This window comes from Chryseobacterium sp. JK1, assembly GCF_050632815.1.
Lineage (GTDB): Bacteria > Bacteroidota > Bacteroidia > Flavobacteriales > Weeksellaceae > Chryseobacterium.
The window spans coordinates 194,910-211,823 of record NZ_JBODRU010000003.1; the positions used below are offsets into that span (position 1 = coordinate 194,910).

At 36.2% G+C, this 16,914-nt stretch carries 18 protein-coding genes; 9 read left to right on the forward strand and 9 right to left on the reverse strand.

The window, feature by feature from the left end; translation table 11 throughout:
- Position 1: 1 nt before the first annotated feature.
- Positions 2 to 2,374 (forward strand): TonB-dependent receptor domain-containing protein, encoded by a 2,373-nt coding sequence (locus ACQ76T_RS17560; RefSeq protein WP_431344557.1) that lies wholly within the window; start codon positions 2 to 4, stop codon positions 2,372 to 2,374.
- A gap of 469 nt (positions 2,375 to 2,843) precedes the next feature.
- Here ACQ76T_RS17560 and ACQ76T_RS17565 read toward each other — a convergent pair whose 3' ends face one another.
- Together ACQ76T_RS17565 and ACQ76T_RS17570 are read right to left on the reverse strand one after the other, a co-directional pair.
- Entirely contained in the window at positions 2,844 to 3,182 is a 339-nt protein-coding gene (locus ACQ76T_RS17565) for a hypothetical protein (RefSeq protein WP_431344558.1), read from the reverse strand.
- A complete protein-coding gene (locus ACQ76T_RS17570) occupies positions 3,182 to 3,316 on the reverse strand; it encodes a hypothetical protein (protein WP_422693832.1) in 135 nt (44 codons plus the stop codon). The genes ACQ76T_RS17565 and ACQ76T_RS17570 overlap by 1 nt, the downstream gene beginning before the upstream one ends.
- Positions 3,317 to 3,412: 96 nt before the next feature.
- On the opposite strand from ACQ76T_RS17570, the gene ACQ76T_RS17575 reads away from it, so the two are divergent.
- The 8 genes from ACQ76T_RS17575 to ACQ76T_RS17610 all read left to right on the forward strand — a co-directional run bounded on the left by ACQ76T_RS17575 (position 3,413) and on the right by ACQ76T_RS17610 (position 9,642).
- Entirely contained in the window at positions 3,413 to 4,036 is a 624-nt protein-coding gene (locus tag ACQ76T_RS17575) for a TetR/AcrR family transcriptional regulator (RefSeq protein WP_431344559.1), read from the forward strand.
- The gene (locus tag ACQ76T_RS17580) at positions 4,014 to 4,508 is read left to right on the forward strand and encodes a GNAT family N-acetyltransferase (protein WP_431344560.1); all 495 of its coding nucleotides are present in this window, start codon (positions 4,014 to 4,016) and stop codon (positions 4,506 to 4,508) included. Before ACQ76T_RS17575 ends, ACQ76T_RS17580 begins: the two co-directional genes overlap by 23 nt.
- Positions 4,509 to 4,522: 14 nt before the next feature.
- A complete protein-coding gene (locus tag ACQ76T_RS17585; RefSeq protein ID WP_431344561.1) occupies positions 4,523 to 5,341 on the forward strand; it encodes a helix-turn-helix domain-containing protein in 819 nt (272 codons plus the stop codon).
- Positions 5,342 to 5,416: 75 nt separating this feature from the next.
- Entirely contained in the window at positions 5,417 to 6,007 is a 591-nt protein-coding gene (locus ACQ76T_RS17590) for an NAD(P)H-dependent oxidoreductase (protein ID WP_431344562.1), read from the forward strand.
- Between the two features lie 467 nt (positions 6,008 to 6,474).
- The gene (gene tyrS, locus ACQ76T_RS17595) at positions 6,475 to 7,674 is read left to right on the forward strand and encodes a tyrosine--tRNA ligase (RefSeq protein ID WP_431344563.1); all 1,200 of its coding nucleotides are present in this window, start codon (positions 6,475 to 6,477) and stop codon (positions 7,672 to 7,674) included.
- A 129-nt stretch (positions 7,675 to 7,803) separates the two neighbouring features.
- Positions 7,804 to 8,340 carry a hypothetical protein gene (locus ACQ76T_RS17600; RefSeq protein ID WP_431344564.1) on the forward strand — a complete coding sequence of 179 codons (537 nt, stop codon included), beginning with the start codon at positions 7,804 to 7,806 and terminating at the stop codon, positions 8,338 to 8,340.
- Between the two features lie 27 nt (positions 8,341 to 8,367).
- Positions 8,368 to 9,150, forward strand: coding sequence for a hypothetical protein (locus ACQ76T_RS17605; protein ID WP_431344565.1), 783 nt, complete (start codon positions 8,368 to 8,370; stop codon positions 9,148 to 9,150).
- A 51-nt stretch (positions 9,151 to 9,201) separates the two neighbouring features.
- Positions 9,202 to 9,642 carry a GNAT family N-acetyltransferase gene (locus ACQ76T_RS17610; protein ID WP_431344566.1) on the forward strand — a complete coding sequence of 147 codons (441 nt, stop codon included), beginning with the start codon at positions 9,202 to 9,204 and terminating at the stop codon, positions 9,640 to 9,642.
- 123 nt (positions 9,643 to 9,765) lie between these two features.
- Here the strand turns inward: ACQ76T_RS17610 and ACQ76T_RS17615 are convergent, their stop codons facing one another.
- The 7 genes from ACQ76T_RS17615 to ACQ76T_RS17645 form a co-directional block, all read right to left on the reverse strand.
- Positions 9,766 to 11,277, reverse strand: coding sequence for a helix-hairpin-helix domain-containing protein (locus tag ACQ76T_RS17615; protein WP_431344567.1), 1,512 nt, complete (start codon positions 11,275 to 11,277; stop codon positions 9,766 to 9,768).
- Between the two features lie 5 nt (positions 11,278 to 11,282).
- Positions 11,283 to 12,551 carry a PP2C family serine/threonine-protein phosphatase gene (locus tag ACQ76T_RS17620; protein ID WP_431344568.1) on the reverse strand — a complete coding sequence of 423 codons (1,269 nt, stop codon included), beginning with the start codon at positions 12,549 to 12,551 and terminating at the stop codon, positions 11,283 to 11,285.
- Between the two features lie 30 nt (positions 12,552 to 12,581).
- Positions 12,582 to 13,625 carry a TerY-C metal binding domain-containing protein gene (locus ACQ76T_RS17625; protein WP_431344569.1) on the reverse strand — a complete coding sequence of 348 codons (1,044 nt, stop codon included), beginning with the start codon at positions 13,623 to 13,625 and terminating at the stop codon, positions 12,582 to 12,584.
- Positions 13,626 to 13,640: 15 nt separating this feature from the next.
- A complete protein-coding gene (locus ACQ76T_RS17630; protein ID WP_431344570.1) occupies positions 13,641 to 14,279 on the reverse strand; it encodes a vWA domain-containing protein in 639 nt (212 codons plus the stop codon).
- A gap of 87 nt (positions 14,280 to 14,366) precedes the next feature.
- Positions 14,367 to 15,047, reverse strand: coding sequence for a TerD family protein (locus ACQ76T_RS17635; protein ID WP_431344571.1), 681 nt, complete (start codon positions 15,045 to 15,047; stop codon positions 14,367 to 14,369).
- Positions 15,048 to 15,074: 27 nt separating this feature from the next.
- Positions 15,075 to 15,650: a TerD family protein gene (locus tag ACQ76T_RS17640; RefSeq protein WP_431344572.1), complete on the reverse strand. Its 576-nt coding sequence runs from the start codon at positions 15,648 to 15,650 to the stop codon at positions 15,075 to 15,077.
- A 180-nt stretch (positions 15,651 to 15,830) separates the two neighbouring features.
- On the reverse strand, positions 15,831 to 16,913 hold the full coding sequence (locus ACQ76T_RS17645) for a lysylphosphatidylglycerol synthase transmembrane domain-containing protein (RefSeq protein ID WP_431344573.1): 1,083 nt from the start codon (positions 16,911 to 16,913) through the stop codon (positions 15,831 to 15,833).
- Between the last annotated feature and the right edge of the window lies 1 nt (position 16,914).

Consider the following 16,914-nt stretch of genomic DNA (forward strand, 5'->3'; position numbering starts at 1 on the left):
TATGAATCGAAAGATTATTTTTCTCCTAAGCCTTATTTCTTCTTCATTCATTTTTGCACAAAGTGTGGAAGGAACAGTTACTGATAAAAATAATAAGCCTATATCTGAAACGGAGGTTCTTATTACAAAAAATGACATTAAATTTTCTGCCATTACAGACGAAAACGGATTGTTTAAAATCCCTTTAAAAGAAGATGGAGATTATTTGCTAGAGATTATAAAAGACGGGGTAAAAACCAACAGTGAAAAAATTACAGTCAACGGAAATTCGAAAAAAGACATCCAGATCAATGAAGTTCCTGTTCCGGAACAGAAAATAGAAGGAGTAACCGTTACTGCAAAGAAAAAATTATTCGAGAGAAAAGTAGACCGTCTGGTCTTCAATGTAGAGAATTCTGTAGCCTCTCAGGGAATTGACGCTATAGAAGCTCTTGCAAAAACGCCCATGGTAAAAACCAGTGATGATGCGATAACAATTGCCGGGAAAAGTAATGTCGCTGTTATGATCAATGACAGACTTCTGAACCTTAACGGGCAGGAACTTATCAATTATCTGAAGACACTCCGTTCCGATGATATTCTTAAAATAGAGGTGATCACCACTCCTCCTGCCAAATATGATGCGGAAGGAAAAAGCGGACTCATTAATATTATTCTTAAGAAAAATGCCAATCTGGGTTGGAACGGATCTCTTCAGACCTCTGGAAATTACTTCTGGGGAAGGCCTACTGTTTCTGCCAGAAGCGGAGCAACGTTTAATTATCAGGGTGAAAAACTATCGTTAAGTACCAATTTATCTGTAGGAGACAATTACTGGTATTATACTACTTACAATTATCTGAAAGGAACAACCAATAATGATTTTTGGAACAGAGATACCCAAAATCTGAATAACTATAAATACAAAAGTGGTAATATAAAAGCTGAATATAAGATCAATGATAAGAATGTTGCCGGGATCAATTACAATTATTCCCACAGCAATCCTTTAGAGAAAGCAGAAAGCACTTCATCCAGATTCAATGAGAGTGGGTTGCTGGATATCATGTCCAATTTCAGAAACAGAAACAGCAGAGATGTTCATAATGCCACTGCTTTTTATGAAGCAAAACTAGACAGCACGGGAGGTAAGCTGAATCTTACCGCCAACATGATGATCAATAACTCGAATGCGAGAAACCTTTCCAATACCATTGTTCCTTCAGGAACAACTACTACTCTGGCTAATCCTATCAGTAAATACAGAATTTATTCCGGGCAGGCTGATCTGGAAAAAACTTTCGGTAAAGTAAAAACCGAAGGCGGATTAAAATATACAAAGATTAAAAATGATTCTGAATTTAATTTTTTTGATCTGAAAAACGGACAGTACGATCTGAATACCGATAAAACAAATACTTTTTTCTATAATGAAGAAAATTATGCTGCTTATATCTCTACCAATTTTAAAATTAATGAAAAATGGGACGCTAAGGCAGGACTTCGTTATGAGTATACAACATTGGAGGGAATTTCGATGAATGATAATACTTCAGCAAAAATAAAGTACGGAAAATTTTTCCCGACAGCATATATCAGCTATAAACCTAACGAAAATAATGCATTTTCCCTTAACTACTCACGAAGAATTTCACGTCCGTATTTCGGTAATCTGAATCCGTTCAAATATTATACTTCAGATTATGAATATACTACAGGAAACCCATACCTTCTGCCTTCATTCTCAGACAATTTTGAATTTGGATATGTACTGAATAACAATCTTAATGTCACCTTCTATTATAACTACAATAAAAACAACTGGGATAGAATTCAGATGGTGGACGGCAATTACAGGTATACGGTTGCTAAAAACTTCTATAACGAAGATCAGGCAGGAATCAATATCAGCTACAATTATAATAAACTGAAATGGTTGGAATCTACAATATTTGCCAACGGATATTATACCAAATCCAAATCTTATGATCCGGCTATTCTCACGGCTCCTGCGGGATACAGTGCTAATTTAAATATCGACAATAGTTTCTTTCTAAATAAAGAAAAAACAGTAACACTGATGCTTGGATTGTGGGGCAGCCTTCCGAACCGAAACGGAAATACCTACTATTATACCAATGCATCTCTATACGCAGGAATGAAACTGGCTTTCATGGATAAAAAACTTCTCCTTAATCTTTACGTAAATGATCTTTTAAATACCAACCGCGAAAAAGGAATTGAATATTACCCATCATACAATATTGATTACCAATATAAAGGTATTACCAGAAACGTTCATCTTTCGCTTACTTATAAATTCGGAAATAACAATGTGAAAGGAGCTACCAAGCAAGTGAAGTTTGAAGAATCGAACAGAGCAGGTGGTAACTAAACCTCTTTCTACAAAACACTCTTTTTGAACCAGGATAAAAACTATAACGCCGGCCGGCAGTCTCCTAAACGATGTGGAGCTGCCGGCCTTTTAATTTCATTGTGCGGTATTTCCTTACCCTTTCCAAAGTGCTTTAAAATTATAGAATATTTAGATTCCTTCGGAATGACGAAGTGTACGGATACACTCAACGTCCTGTTTGTCATTCCGTAGGAATCCAGCCTTAGAAATTATCCTTCTTTTATGTGTTTTATTTAACCAAAAATCGAAGATTCAATGAAGTTAAACGCCACAACAGATTGAAACACTTAAGTGAGCTTAAGAAGATAGCCTTGTGCAGAATAAGTCCACATAAGTTTTTAAAAATCTTTGATTTTTCTTCAGTGTACTTGGATGCTGTATTATTTTAAACCTTCTTCAGCGTACTAAAGTGTTTTTAAAAAAACTTTTGTGACTTTTGTGGTTAAGTTTAATCGGACTTGATATAATAAATCATTCCTCCCACGAGATAAGCCAATACATCTAAAAAATCCCCTGTAAATCGATCAGACATCTTAGGGCAAAGCACTTCAAATAAAAAAGAAAGGTAGAGAATAGATGTCAGTACAAATTTCAAATCAGGTTTCCACTGATCATACGATAAAAAATTCATCATGTATTCTATCAGGTAACAATACATCGGAACTGTAATGAGATCCGTAAAATGATTATTGATGAAGGGAATATAAATACCATTTCGCCTCAAAAGGAGTATCCCTGCCCAAGCAACCAACCCAAGCAAAAACCAATAGGAAATTTTCTTTCCCATCACATATGAAGAACTGCCATAATAATTCCGAGTAGTATCTGCAGAACTTTGGATATCACTTCCTGAAAATCTGGTTCCTTTTTCGTCCCGTTTTCTTCCGCAGACTGATAATCAAACTTTTGTTTTCCTTCCATTATGATAAGATTTGATGATACAAATATAGTAAATTAGAACAATTGTTCTAATTTCGAAAATATGATTTATTCCCACCTTATTATTCTTATCTTTGAATGATGAACACAAAGGAAAAAATCCTTTCCAAAGCGTTGGAACTGTTTAACGAAAAAGGATACAATAATATCACAACAAGGAGCATTGCCGCTGAGCTTAACATCAGTGCGGGAAATCTGCATTACCATTTCAAACATTCGGAAGATATTATCAAAATTCTTTTTTCAGAACTTACAGAGAAAATGGATGATCTGCTTAATCAAATGAAAAAAAGCGGAAATAAAACGCTGGAAGATCTTTATCAATTTACTTTTTCTACGTGCGAGATATTTTATGCCTATCGTTTTATATTCATCAATTTTGTAGATATTCTGAATAAAATTCCGGATATAAAATCACAGTATGAAAGTATTAATTTTAACAGAAAGGAGGAATTTTACCTGATCTTCTCCAATCTTCAGAAAAGTGGTGTTTTCCAGAATAATATACCTGATTTTGTGATCGAATGTCTTACAGAGCAAATTTTCATCATTGCAGATAACTGGCTTAGCCACAACCGATTAATTTTAAAACTTGATCAAGATGTGGCCCTGCAACATTATACACTTCTTCAGATGAATTTATTCTACCCTCTTCTCAACCGAGAGCAACAAATACGATATGAGCAGCAATACATACGATAATCAGTACATTACCTTCAGACAAGGAAATAAAAATGACCTACAAGAAATGCGAAAACTGTTCACAGAAACAATAGAAGCAATCTGTAGAAACGATTACGATGAAAAGCAAAGAAAAGCTTGGACCTGTGGCGCTGAAAATAAAGAAAGATGGCTAAAAGTGATTAACGAACAATATGTTTTGGTAGCGGTATTACAGAATAAGATTGTAGGTTTCTGTACTCTTGATCAAGGAAATTATATTGATTTGCTATTTGTTCACAAAGACCATCAGCAAAAGAGAATTGCCTCTGCATTGTATGAGCAGATTGAAGAAAAAGCCATCGAGCAAAATTCAATCTCTCTAACCGCAGATGTAAGCAAAACCGCAAAACTTTTTTTTGAAAAAAAAGGCTTCTACACACTTAAAGAACAGATAGTCAGCGTGAATTATGTTGACCTCATCAATTATAAAATGATTAAAAATCTGAGATAATAAACAGCTTTACAATGGAATTATTACCGGAATATAACGAGTTGAGAATTTCAGTTCCTCAGGAATTTGAAAACGTATTTACTCACTTCTATTTTGCTGAGAATACTTCCGAAACCTCTGTTTCCAAAACACTGCTTCCTACCTATCAAACCATTCTGTTATTCTGTTTTGGTGAAAGTGCTTCGATGTCTACCCGAGAGAAAACAAATGTTTTTGTTGACAAATGTATTGTTCTGGGACCGGTAAGACAGGCCTTTGATTATACCCTTCCAGTAACATGTTCAATTCTTGTTGCCAATTTTAAAGATGACTCATTTTTCAGGTTTTTCGGAAAAATAACGGCTGAAAATTTAATGAACCATCCGGACGATCTGCTGATGGAAAACTGCTTCACCCATCTATGGCATCAACTGACAAAAATAACATCACCGACAGAAAAAGTAGATTATATTTTAGAGTTTTGTAAACCTTATCTTCAGCATCAGGATGATATCAGCCAGCTTCTCGGTTCTTTTGAAAATAATCTTCTGAATCCTGTTAAAGTAATTGCAGAACAAACCCATCAGACAGAAAGAAACATTCAGCGTAAACAAAAAGAGCAATTCGGTTATTCGTTGAAAGAACTTACACGATATCATCGTTTTTTAAAAGCCGTACAACTCATTGAAGAGGAAACCGAAAAGCAGAATAAAATAAAGTGGTTTACCATTATTGATGAATGTGGTTACTATGATCAGAGTCAGCTCATTCATGATTTTAAACATTTTCTCAATCTGTCCCCTTTACGTTACCTGAAATTCCAGCAGGAAATATGCAATCCGAAATCTAAATAAGCCGTTTCGTTTTCTTACAATTTTTGAAAAGAGGATCCTGCTACTTTTGTCTCATTAATCTTAACAATCCAAACAATGAGACATTTAATTATTTATGCCCATCCTAATGAAAACAGTTTAAATCATCGTATTTTAACAACTGTTGTTGATCATCTGAAATCACAGGATAACGAAATTATCATCCGTGATTTATACCAAATCGGATTTGATCCTGTACTCTCATTACATGATATGCAGGGGCAACGTTCCGGGAAAGTCTCCGAGGATATAAAGCTGGAACAGGAACATATCAACTGGGCGGAGCAGATTACTTTTATTTATCCTATTTGGTGGACAGGTCTTCCGGCCATCATGAAAGGGTATATTGACCGTGTTTTCAGTTATGGATTCGCTTATCGTTATGATCAGGGAATACAGAAAGGACTTCTGAAAGGAAAAAAAACGATAATCATCAATACGCATGGGAAATCTCATGAAGAATATCAGCAGACAGGAATGGATAAAGCCCTTACATTAACCTCTGATAACGGTATTTTCATCTATTCAGGACTGGAAATTCTACACCATCTCTTTTTTGAAAAGGCAGATAAAGCATCACCTGAAGATCTGGAAATCTGGAAAGAGCATATTAGAAAAATCTATGCGGAGCATAGTCTTATTTATTAACATTAATCTAAAACTTAAAACTGACAATCAATGAATTAAATATTTTTCATTAAAAATAAATAAACCCATAAAAAAAATTATAAAATACAGTTCCTATTATTTTATAATTACAGGATTTGTGGCATGAAATTAGCTTCAAAAATGGCAAGTAAAATTGTTTTGAACCTTTATTTTAAACCATTAAGATTCGTAAAAGGTTAAGTTTTTTTTAAAAACAAATCTTGTTATAACCTTACAACACCTCTTAGTGGTTTAAATATTGGATCTACAGAAAATTCTGCTATATTCGCATTTCAATGAAACATTTAAACAGCATATTGCGTCTTCCATTCTTCAGTGAATATTACACTCCGGGCTATCGTTCGGGAAGACTTTCTATATCTGTACTCCATTAAATAATTATCTAACGTATATATAGAGCCCGGACATTATCTGTCTGGGCTTTTTTGTTTCTAAAATTCATCAACATGATTCATACATTAAAAGAAAATGTGGCGATCATCCTTCCTGACAATGGTCTGGAAGAGAAGCTCGCCCAAGCCGACAATGAAAACAGAAAATTATCCATTAAACTGGGTTTTGATCCTACTGCTCCGGATCTTCACCTTGGTCATGCGGTGGTACTTAAAAAGCTCAGACAGTTTCAGGAGCTTGGTCATCAGATCATTATTGTGGTGGGAAGTTTTACCGCAAGAATTGGTGATCCTACCGGAAAGAACAAGGCCAGAAAGCCGCTAAGCGCGCAAGAAGTACAGCATAATGCAGAGACTTACATCAATCAGCTTTCCAAAGTAATTGATATTGAAAAAACAAAAATCGTCTTCAATTCTGACTGGCTTGATGCTCTTAATTTTTCGGAAGTTATTCAGCTGCTTTCTAAAATAACAGTAGCCCAGCTGATGCATCGTAATGATTTTAATAAAAGATTTACAGAAAACACTCCTATTGCCATGCACGAACTGGTATATCCTATCCTGCAGGGTTTTGATTCTGTACAGATTGAATGTGATATTGAAATGGGTGGCACAGATCAGCTTTTCAACTGTACTATGGGAAGACAACTTCAGGAAGTTCATCAGATGCAGGGTCAGATTGTAATCTGTATGCCCTTGCTTAAAGGGTTGGATGGAAAGGAGAAGATGAGCAAATCACTGAACAATATTATCGGGCTGACGGACGAACCTAATGAGATGTTTGGAAAAACAATGTCCATCCCAGACAGCCTTATTGAAGAATTCATAGATCTAGCCACAGATTTTCCCCCAGACACGAAGATGAGTTTAAAAGCAAGAATGGAAAAGGGTGAAAATCCAATGAATATTAAAAAACTTATTGCCAAGAACATCATCAGCCAATACCATCATCAAGAAGATGCTGAAAACGCTGAAGAGTTTTTTAACAATCAGTTTCAGAGTAAGAATTTTGAGAATAAAACTTTTGAACCTGTATCTATTCAAACTCTGAATCTTCGTCAAAACAGGGCCACGGTTCTCGAGCTTTGTCATCTGCTTAGAAATGACCTCAGCAAATCGGCAGTAAGAAGACTTATTCAAAGTGGAAGTGTTCTGGTCAACACAGTTAAAATAACAGAACCTGATAAGATGATTGAAATTGAAAAGGAAATCAAAATAAAGATGGGGAAACGAAAGTTTTTTAGACTGGTATAAAATTTTACGATCAGAAAATTTCTAAGAAAAACAAAAGGCAAAGTGGTTGTATCATTTACAATTCACTTTGCTATTCTTATCGAGAGAGAATAATTTTCAATATCTTCGTCTTTATTAAATACAACAATAATGACGCAGGCTGAAATCCTCAATCTGATTGATGAGGCATTGTTCATGAACAATATTAAAACCGAAATGACGGAAGAAGAAATTGTATGGACAGATAATTTTGGAGCAGAAAACTCGGTATCAGTTTATAAAACTGCCGTCAACTCTTATGGTATTGTAGCCTGGTGGCAGTATAATGAAGTAGGAAAAGAGCAGGTTTACATTAGAATGAATGAAAGAACATTGATTACATGGAGGCCTCCTATCAACAATCCCTACAGCAATGCGCGTCTGTATTTTTATGAGAACTATCTGATCATCAAATATCAGGATAAGCACAGAGAAAGATTATTTATTTTTAATATTCAGACCCTGAACTGCGAGGAAATTATTCTTAAAAATCTTACTACCCAAGTACAAATAGTTGGGAATGAACTTCTTTTAAGAGGTTTCTACAGTGATGAAGAGTTTATAAAAATCACCATGCATCCTGACCGTCTTGAAAAAGAAATTGTTGATGAAGCCTACATCAACCAGAGAAATATTACATCGGACTAAAACAGTCATAAATAATTACAACAGGAAATGGGAAGAGATACTTCAATTTATATGTTCAACAGGGAAAAAGCCTCTTCTTTCCTTTATGAGGATCTTCAACATAAAACCTTTCATACAAGAACATTCAAGGCATTTCTGGAGGAAAGAAAAAAAGAAATAGGAACCTATGATATTGTCTTTGAAAAAGTTTTAGAAAAGGTCAAAAATGATATTAATACCATAACGGCTGATGAGCTGTTTGAGATTGATCTTTTTCTCATTGAGGAAGTGTACTCGCAATTCGCTGGAAGCGATTATTCTACAAGAGAAAAATATCTTGAAGAATTGTATGACCGTTACGGGCTTATCCTTTTGTACGAACTTCCTACCTCAACGGTTTGTACCAGCTACATGTTTCAATATGGGAATTATACTCATTATTTCCCTATTTACGAATTGGAAAATTATGGATTAAAACATAGTGACGGCGGTATTAATATGGATTCAACAGATTTTTTACAATTTAATGATTATATGATTCTACTGATGAAAATGATCTTAGATAAAAAAATGGACGGTTATGATTATGAATTTACAAAAAGTGAAGAGGATGTCATCCGGCAGATAATAGCCGATCATCAAAATAATCTCATACTGTTTAAAGAAATTGAAAGTGAGTGTGATTTCATAAAAGACTGTTCGGCTGATGAAAATGGACCTTATGCACAGACGATCTATTACGCCTATTCGTTTTTTAAACAATCCATTGAAATGAAGATGAGAATTAATGTTGAAAAAAATTCCAGAATCGTTATCTTAGATTCTTATTAATTTTTTTCAGAATGACTGATCATCTGGCCTGAAATTAGAATTCAAGAAAATATGAATACCTCACTCACCTACAGACAAGCAACCGAAAAAGACCTTGACTTTCTTTTTGATCTGAGAACGAAAACCATGGTTCCTCATTATGAAGTTTCAGGGCTTTCTACCGACAGGCATACAACCCTGCAAAGAGTGTTGTATGAATTTGAAAAAGCCCAGATTATTCTCTTAGACAACCAACCTATAGGACTGTTAAAAGTAAACAGGACGTTCACCAATATTGATATATTGCAGCTTCAGATTGATCCTGCTCAACAAGGCAAAGGCCTTGGAAAAAAAATTTTGTCTGATATCCTGGAAGAAGCCTCACTGGCAGGAAAAACAGTATCATTAAGTGTTTTGAAAACCAATAAAGCCCAACATCTTTACACAAGTCTAGGTTTCAAAATCGTGGACGAAGATCAGAATTCTTATTTCATGGAAACCGAGAAGAATTAAAAGTTATAACAGCTTAGATTATAAAACGGCCAGATCATATTAACAATCAAACATCTGTGAAAATCCGTGAAATCTGCGGTTAAAAATATTGATAAACACCTCCTTTATTCTCAACACCCAGTTTTAGTTATTCACCATAGTAACATAAATAAGCCTTCCCCCTTCTTCATCAGACAGTAATATTTTTTTCCCATCCGTTAGCTCTACCATAGACCCCGGAGGAATTTCCTTTTGTTCTGTAATATCCTTCATCCCCTGTAAAGCCTGATTCACCAATACCCATTTCCCATGGTGAAAAGTGAAATATCCTACAGGCATTTTATCCTGCATCGTCAGATTCTCATTGCGGATGATTTTTCTCGAAACGTGCCACTTAAATAAATACTGATTATGATACACCATCAATCTATGATTTTCCGGTTTCCATACCTCATCTTCAAATTTAAAATAAAGATCCAAAACCGGTAATGTGCCCTGATGAGGTGTTCCACAGAACGGGCACTTAGGATTACCTGTATTATCGAAAACATACCATTTCTCTGTACAGGCAGCATTATGGCAAGGCTGTATAAGGTCTACTGTTTTCAGTAGGGCAGTTTCCCACTCATTGGCTGTGGGACGCCTTATAGGATTATGCAGCCCTTCAATAAAAGCTTTTCTAAATAGTTCGGAAAGATAAGGCCCCGTTACCGTATAAGAAATCTTCTGAGGGTCTCCCCAAAAAGCATCCCATTTTCTAAGATGATCAGATTTCACATGATTGGAAGGATCTTCAGGATGTTCTACGAACAGGGCTTTTTCACCCATTGAGATGATTTCGTCTTTCTCAGAATCCAGGTCCCATATTTTGCCTCCTCTTAAGGGATGTCTTCTCAGCAGATACATATAAATAAGAACTGCAAGCGCGTGTAAATCTGTTTTCTGGTTGGGAAGATGCCTTTCTGTATCCTGAAGACTTAAATGCTGGGTTTTTAAAACTTCAGGAGCAATAAAATCAGCAGTTCCGATCACTTCCGGAGGGAATAATTTAGGCACCACCAATCCATCAATATCAATAATACAGGCAGATTTTGTAACGGGATCCACCAGGATATTATTGTAGGAAAGATCCGAATGGGCAAGTCCCATCTGATGCAATTTCTTCACTCCGCGGCTGATATTAATGGCAATTTGAAAATAACTTAGCCAGTCCCCCAATTCTGATGGATCCAGCCTTAAAGGATATTGCGGATTTCTGAACATAGGAGCCGTAAACCATTTACCCACTTTATCCTGTCCCTGAATATTATCTGACCCAATGTAGCCCTTGCTGAAGAAAAACTTCTTATGATACACAGGTACTACAATTCCCGTCAGTTTTCCTTTTTCTACAATATCATGCGGCCATCTGAATATTTCGTTCAGAAAGTATTCTCCGGCATTTCCATTTTGTATATTCTGCAGATAGGTAGAGACAATTCTCATGATCCTTTCTTTCTGGCCCTCATCCAAAGGATTTCTGTAAAAAGCTACCACATACTCTTTATCCGGAGAGAAATAAACATCTTTTACACCACCCTGAATTGGGCTTTCATCTAGATATTCATAGGATTTGGCCGCATCAAGAACGGAAAATACTTTAATGGTGCTTTTCATAGGAATTAATAAATTATTGCTAATGTACGGTCATCATGATTTCCTCTGCTCCAGAAATCGGTCCACATCATAAGCTGTTCTTCAATGGTAGTATCGTTGGTAAAATCTACTTGCGTATTGTCATCATTATTTCCGGAAAGATCACTAAAAAATATTTTCCAGCTTTCTACATTTTCAAGCTTATTTTCTGTGGCAAATTTAGGATCATAAATCCCATCTGTCATTAATACGAGATGTGAAAAATCTTCCACGCGGGTAATGTTGAAACGATGAACAGCAGATTCATTATAAACTTCTTTCATGGTAACAAACCTTGTTCCTCCGCTGAATTCACCAACATCCATCTGATTCAGCAGTTTTACTTCGGAGAAATCTGAATTAATAAGATTAATTGGGCAGTCACCTACCCCAAAGGTCAGGATTACATAGCCAAAACTGAACTTTTTAGCCAAAGCAAAAATAAGGGTGGTGTTCAGTTCATTGATCACAAAATTGTTTTTTTCCGCAGTCTTTTCCAATATATTATAAGTGTACACAACAGCTTGGTACAAATGTTTTATAGTATTTTGACCGGCTTCCGTACGAAGCTCCTGAGAAGATTCAGCTCCATAATAAATGCAGACTGCATGTTCCATTTCATCCAGTAATTCTTTTGAGCTGAAAAATTCATTTACGGAAACTGTAGCCAACCTTGAACCTTCTCTTGCAAATTTTGCAGAGCCCGCTCCGTCAGAAACTGAGATCATATTCCAGCCTGAAGAAAGTTCATTTACAGCAAAATCATCTTCTCTGAATTTACCCTCATGGGCGTGAGAACGTCCTCTTTTGGAAGCAATGACGATCTTTTTGTCTAAAAAACTGCCTTTATACGAAACTTCATCAGCTTTATAAAAATCGGCATTGGGATCGGCCGGAAGATTTTTCCATAAATCTTTGGGATCGGCATTCACAAAAAGATCTACTTTTTTAATTTCAGTATGCTCTGGATCAGCGATGTGACAGAATTCTATATCCAAATGATATATGGTATTACCAGAAGGTACTCCGGAGATTGTGTTATCCTTCAGTACAAGTCCTGTTTCTTCAAGATTTCTGATATTTTTAATGTTAATATTGGGAAAGTTTCCCATATCAAAACTGAACTGATACGGCTTGTTGGAAACTGCATTTTTTAAGACCCAATGCGCTTCTTTAAATTCTTCTTTTTCTTGAGTAACAACGTTTTTTTCCATGGCTTTTTTAGAACTTCCGAAATAAAATGAGGGTATTTTCATAAAGCAGGTATTACTTTTTAGACTCTTTTCTTATCCCAAAGTTCTGTTGATATCAAACCCTTCGCTGGAGAAGCCATAATAATCAGAAGTTCCACACCAAGGGCATTTGTTGTATCCTTCTCCGCTTAAACAATGAATTCCTCCACAAGAGCAGGTGGCCAAAGCAATCGGATTGGCACAATGAGGACATGAAGTAGCTCCCTGAAGCTCTTCTATTGAAATCTTCAAGATATTCTTTTGGGAAGAAGAAAGTCTGTAGTATGCTTTTTCATCTATTTTATAAGCTCCATCCAATCTGTAATATCGGGTAGACATCCCAGAAATGCTTGATGCCGCAAATGTTTTTTTGAACTTCATCAGATACAGCTTTTGTGTTTCTGAACATTTTCCGTTTAATACTACAAAATTATTATCCGGGAATCTCTGTTCCATTTCAGGATCTACTTTTTCAAGGATCTGAGCATCAATTTTTGAAAGATTGATTCCTTCTTTTTTGGCTTCAGTCACGCTCTGGCTGGTTGTTTTAATAGAATCTGTAACCCATTTGAAGAATTCTTTATACGAATTCTCGTCTGAATTATTAAATAACAAAACATGATCCGCCAAAGAGCCAAGAAGCTTATAGTTTGTATTTTCTCCTATGGATACAGCAATTGTATTGGCTTTCCCTGTATATTTATTATTCCATCTTTCGATCGCTTTGGTCGCATCATCGGTTGGAACTCCGTCTGTAAAAAGAAAAACTATAGGTTTCCAGTCTCCCTTCCTTTCATAAGTGGTTTTCACAATATCCCTATCTATACAATCCATCACCTGTATCAATCCCTGAGAGAGTGAGGTTCCGCTTCCAATCGGGATTTTTGGAGGATAAAAACTGATAATATCCTGAAGTGGAGTGATTACTTCTGCTTCTCCCGCGAAACCTATCACAGAAATATACACGGTTTCCAAGGAATAAGGATCTTTTTTCAATTCCCGGATGATATTGGCAATACCTTCCTGTACCTGTTCTATAGGCTCTCCTACCATAGATTCGGAGACATCTACTAAAAAATAAATCGGCAGTCTTCTCATAGCTGTAAAGACGTTTTAAATGATAATATTAAGCTCTGATGGCGGCGGCGGGAGTGTTATGTTTTCTCCTGTATTCTGAGAATGCCCTCCCTGCGTAATAGAAGAGCTTACCCATCTGAAAAATGAAGAAAGGGTAATGGCATCTGTAGTATCCAGTTTCACCACGTGATCTGTAAGTTCTTTCAGGAACTGTTCATCAGCTTTCGGCCCTGCTGCACAGCCCACAATCGCTCCAAATTCAAGACCTCTGATCACCGGGATCATCTGTCTGTATTTTTGGATATCTGAAGGTTTTCCGTCCGTAAATATAAAAAGTAAAGGTTGCCAGTCTCCTTTTGAATCAGAAGATTCTTTTACAAGTTCTCTCTGAACCAGGTCTGAAACCATTTCCAATGCAGCACCTGTATGGGTGGGACCGCTGTCGGGGCAAGTAATTTCCATAGGGTAAAAACTTGCAAGATCAATCAACGGAATGATATTTTTAACTTCTCTATCGAAAGTGATAATGCTCAAATGCAGGCTGTCCATTGCCTGCGGATCGGTCCGCAACATACTGATCAAACCGTTAAAACCGTTATTGAGAGCCTGAATAGGTTCCCCGTTCATAGAACCGGAAGTATCCAACAAAAAATAGGCTAATAATCTTCTGGCCATGATAAGACAAATATTAATTCTTAAGCCGGCGGAGGAAGTCGAAGACTTCCAAGCCGGCTTATATGATGTTAAATAAAAATGTAAAACTTAGTTGGAATAGGAGTACTGCTGTCTCAGAATATCAATAAAGTTATCTGTGTGGTGTGGCTCTCCTACTGCACGGAATTTCCAGTCTCCGTTGTGACGGTATGCTTCTGCAAAAACCATCGCACACATTCCGTTCATACTTGCGTCTCCGGAAAGGCTGTATTTGGTAATTTCTTTTCCTTTTGCATCTACCGCACGGATAAACGCATTTTCTATCATCCCAAAATGCTGATTATTGGTTCTTCCCTGGTAAATAGTAACAACGAATACAATTCTCTGATAACTCTGATCAAGCTGATCCAGTTTAACGATAATCTGCTCATCATCTCCGTCACCTGCACCAGTTCTGTTATCTCCTGTCAGCCACACATTTCCACTTGGATGCTGCATAGAATTGAAAAAAACTACATCTCCCTGATAAAGTCCCATCTGTCTCCCATCATTGGTCTGTACAGTTCTTCCAAGGTTAGCCACTTTTCCGTTGCCGTCCAAAAGGAAGGCTATTGCATCAAGATCGTATTCTGCTTCTTTACTGAATAGTTTTCCAAAGAAGCCTCCTCCACCCTGTTTTCTTACATCCCATCCTAAACCAATAGTTACTTTGGAAAGATCATAAACACTCTCTCCACGGTCATTCTTTCTTAAATCGATCGTTTGCCCTTTCTGTAAATTAATTGCCATAGTTATCGTTTTGTGTATTTGATGTTTTTACTTAATGATTTGCCCTTTATAATATTTTTCAAGGAAGAAACCGAGGTCGGCTCTGTATCCTATTCCTGAAGCTTCAAATTTCCAGCCTCCGTTTCTTTTGTAAAGTCTTCCGAACTCAACACCGGTTTCAATGGAAAAGTCTTCATCCAGTTCATATTTTGCAATTTCCTGATTGGAGTGATTATCCACTACTCTGATATATGAATTTCTTACCTGGCCAAAGTTCTGTCTTCTTCTTTCAAAATCTTCTATCGTTACCACAAACAGTATTTCTTCAACTCTTGAATCAACTTTTTCAAGATCGATAATAATGGCTTCATCATCGTCACCATCACTGTTTTTACCGTTGGGATCATCTCCTGTATGGGTAAGCGCACCATCCGGAGAATGAAGATTATTATAAAAAACAAAATATTCTTCGCTTACTAATTTTCTGTCAGAATCAATCATGATTGCAGAAGCATCCAGATCAAAATCGTAACCAGTTCCTTCATTAGGATCCCAGCCTAGTCCAATCGTCATTTTTGTCAATCCTATCTCGATTTTCTGACCTTTCTGTAGATTAATTGCCATAGTGTTTTATATTATGAATTATTTTTTCCATTAAGATAGAAGTGATTTACGAAATGACCAAATTTATTGATTAAAAAATATTATATACAGCTTAATTTTAAACTATTTAGATTAAAAAATGGCCATAAAAAAAGGTTCAACATAAAAATTGAACCTTGTACTGTATAAAAATCGATTATATTAATCTTCAAAACTGTTCTCTGAAACAGCAGCATTTCTTGCTCTTGCCAGCATGGGAATGGAAATCAGTCCCATTATCAACATAATGACAATTTGTAGCGGTAAAGAAATGAAGGAATAAGTAAGTCCCATTTCGGCACCTGCATCAGCACTTTTTCCTACTGAAATAAAGAGCGCCATAAAACCAAACTTCATCGCCAGATTATAAGCTCCAATACCCCCACTGGCAGGAATAATCATTCCTAATGTACCTACTACAATAATAAAAAATCCGTCTGCAAAAGTAAATCCGGAAGTTTCGGGTAAGGCAAAGCACACAAGATAAGCGGCAAAATAATAGCAAATCCAGATTCCTAATGTATAGAGGATAAATTTTCCTTTTTCTTTCAGTTTAAAAATTGAAGTTAATCCCTGAAGAATTCCTCGTCCAAAATTGATAAGCTGTTCTTTTTTGTATTTATAAAGAAGACCTAAGCCAATTAAAATCAATAAACCCAGCGCAATTTTAACACCCAGATAGAATGAATCAAAATCACTTACTCCCAACTTCATTATCTGTTTTTCAAAAAAGTTAGGAACAAATTCTTCTTTTTCATCCTTCTTATCCATTATAAAATGATAGAAAGAAAGAATAGCATCAAATTTAAAAATCACTGTCAGAAGTAAAAATCCTACCATACAGATAAGATCTACCACTCTTTCCAAAATGATTGTCCCGAAAGATTTGTCCACAGGTACTTTTTCCACTCCATATAAAGCGGTTGCCCTTGCCACTTCACCACTTCTTGGAATGGTAAGGTTCATCAAATACCCAAAAGATATGGACCAAAGAGCATTGGAGTTTGAAATGCGATGTCCCATCGGTTCCAGCATCAGATTCCAGCGAATCGCCCTGAACCAGTAAGCAAGAAGGCCAAATACGGAAGCAAACAATACCCAAAGATAATTTGCTTTCGCCAGAGACTTCTGAATCACTTTAAAATCCAGTCCTCTTAAGGCGAGCCATAAAAAAAAGCCTGCAAAAGCAAGCGATATTACTATTGTAAGAATTGATTTTAATGGACTTTTTGACGTTTTCTCCATG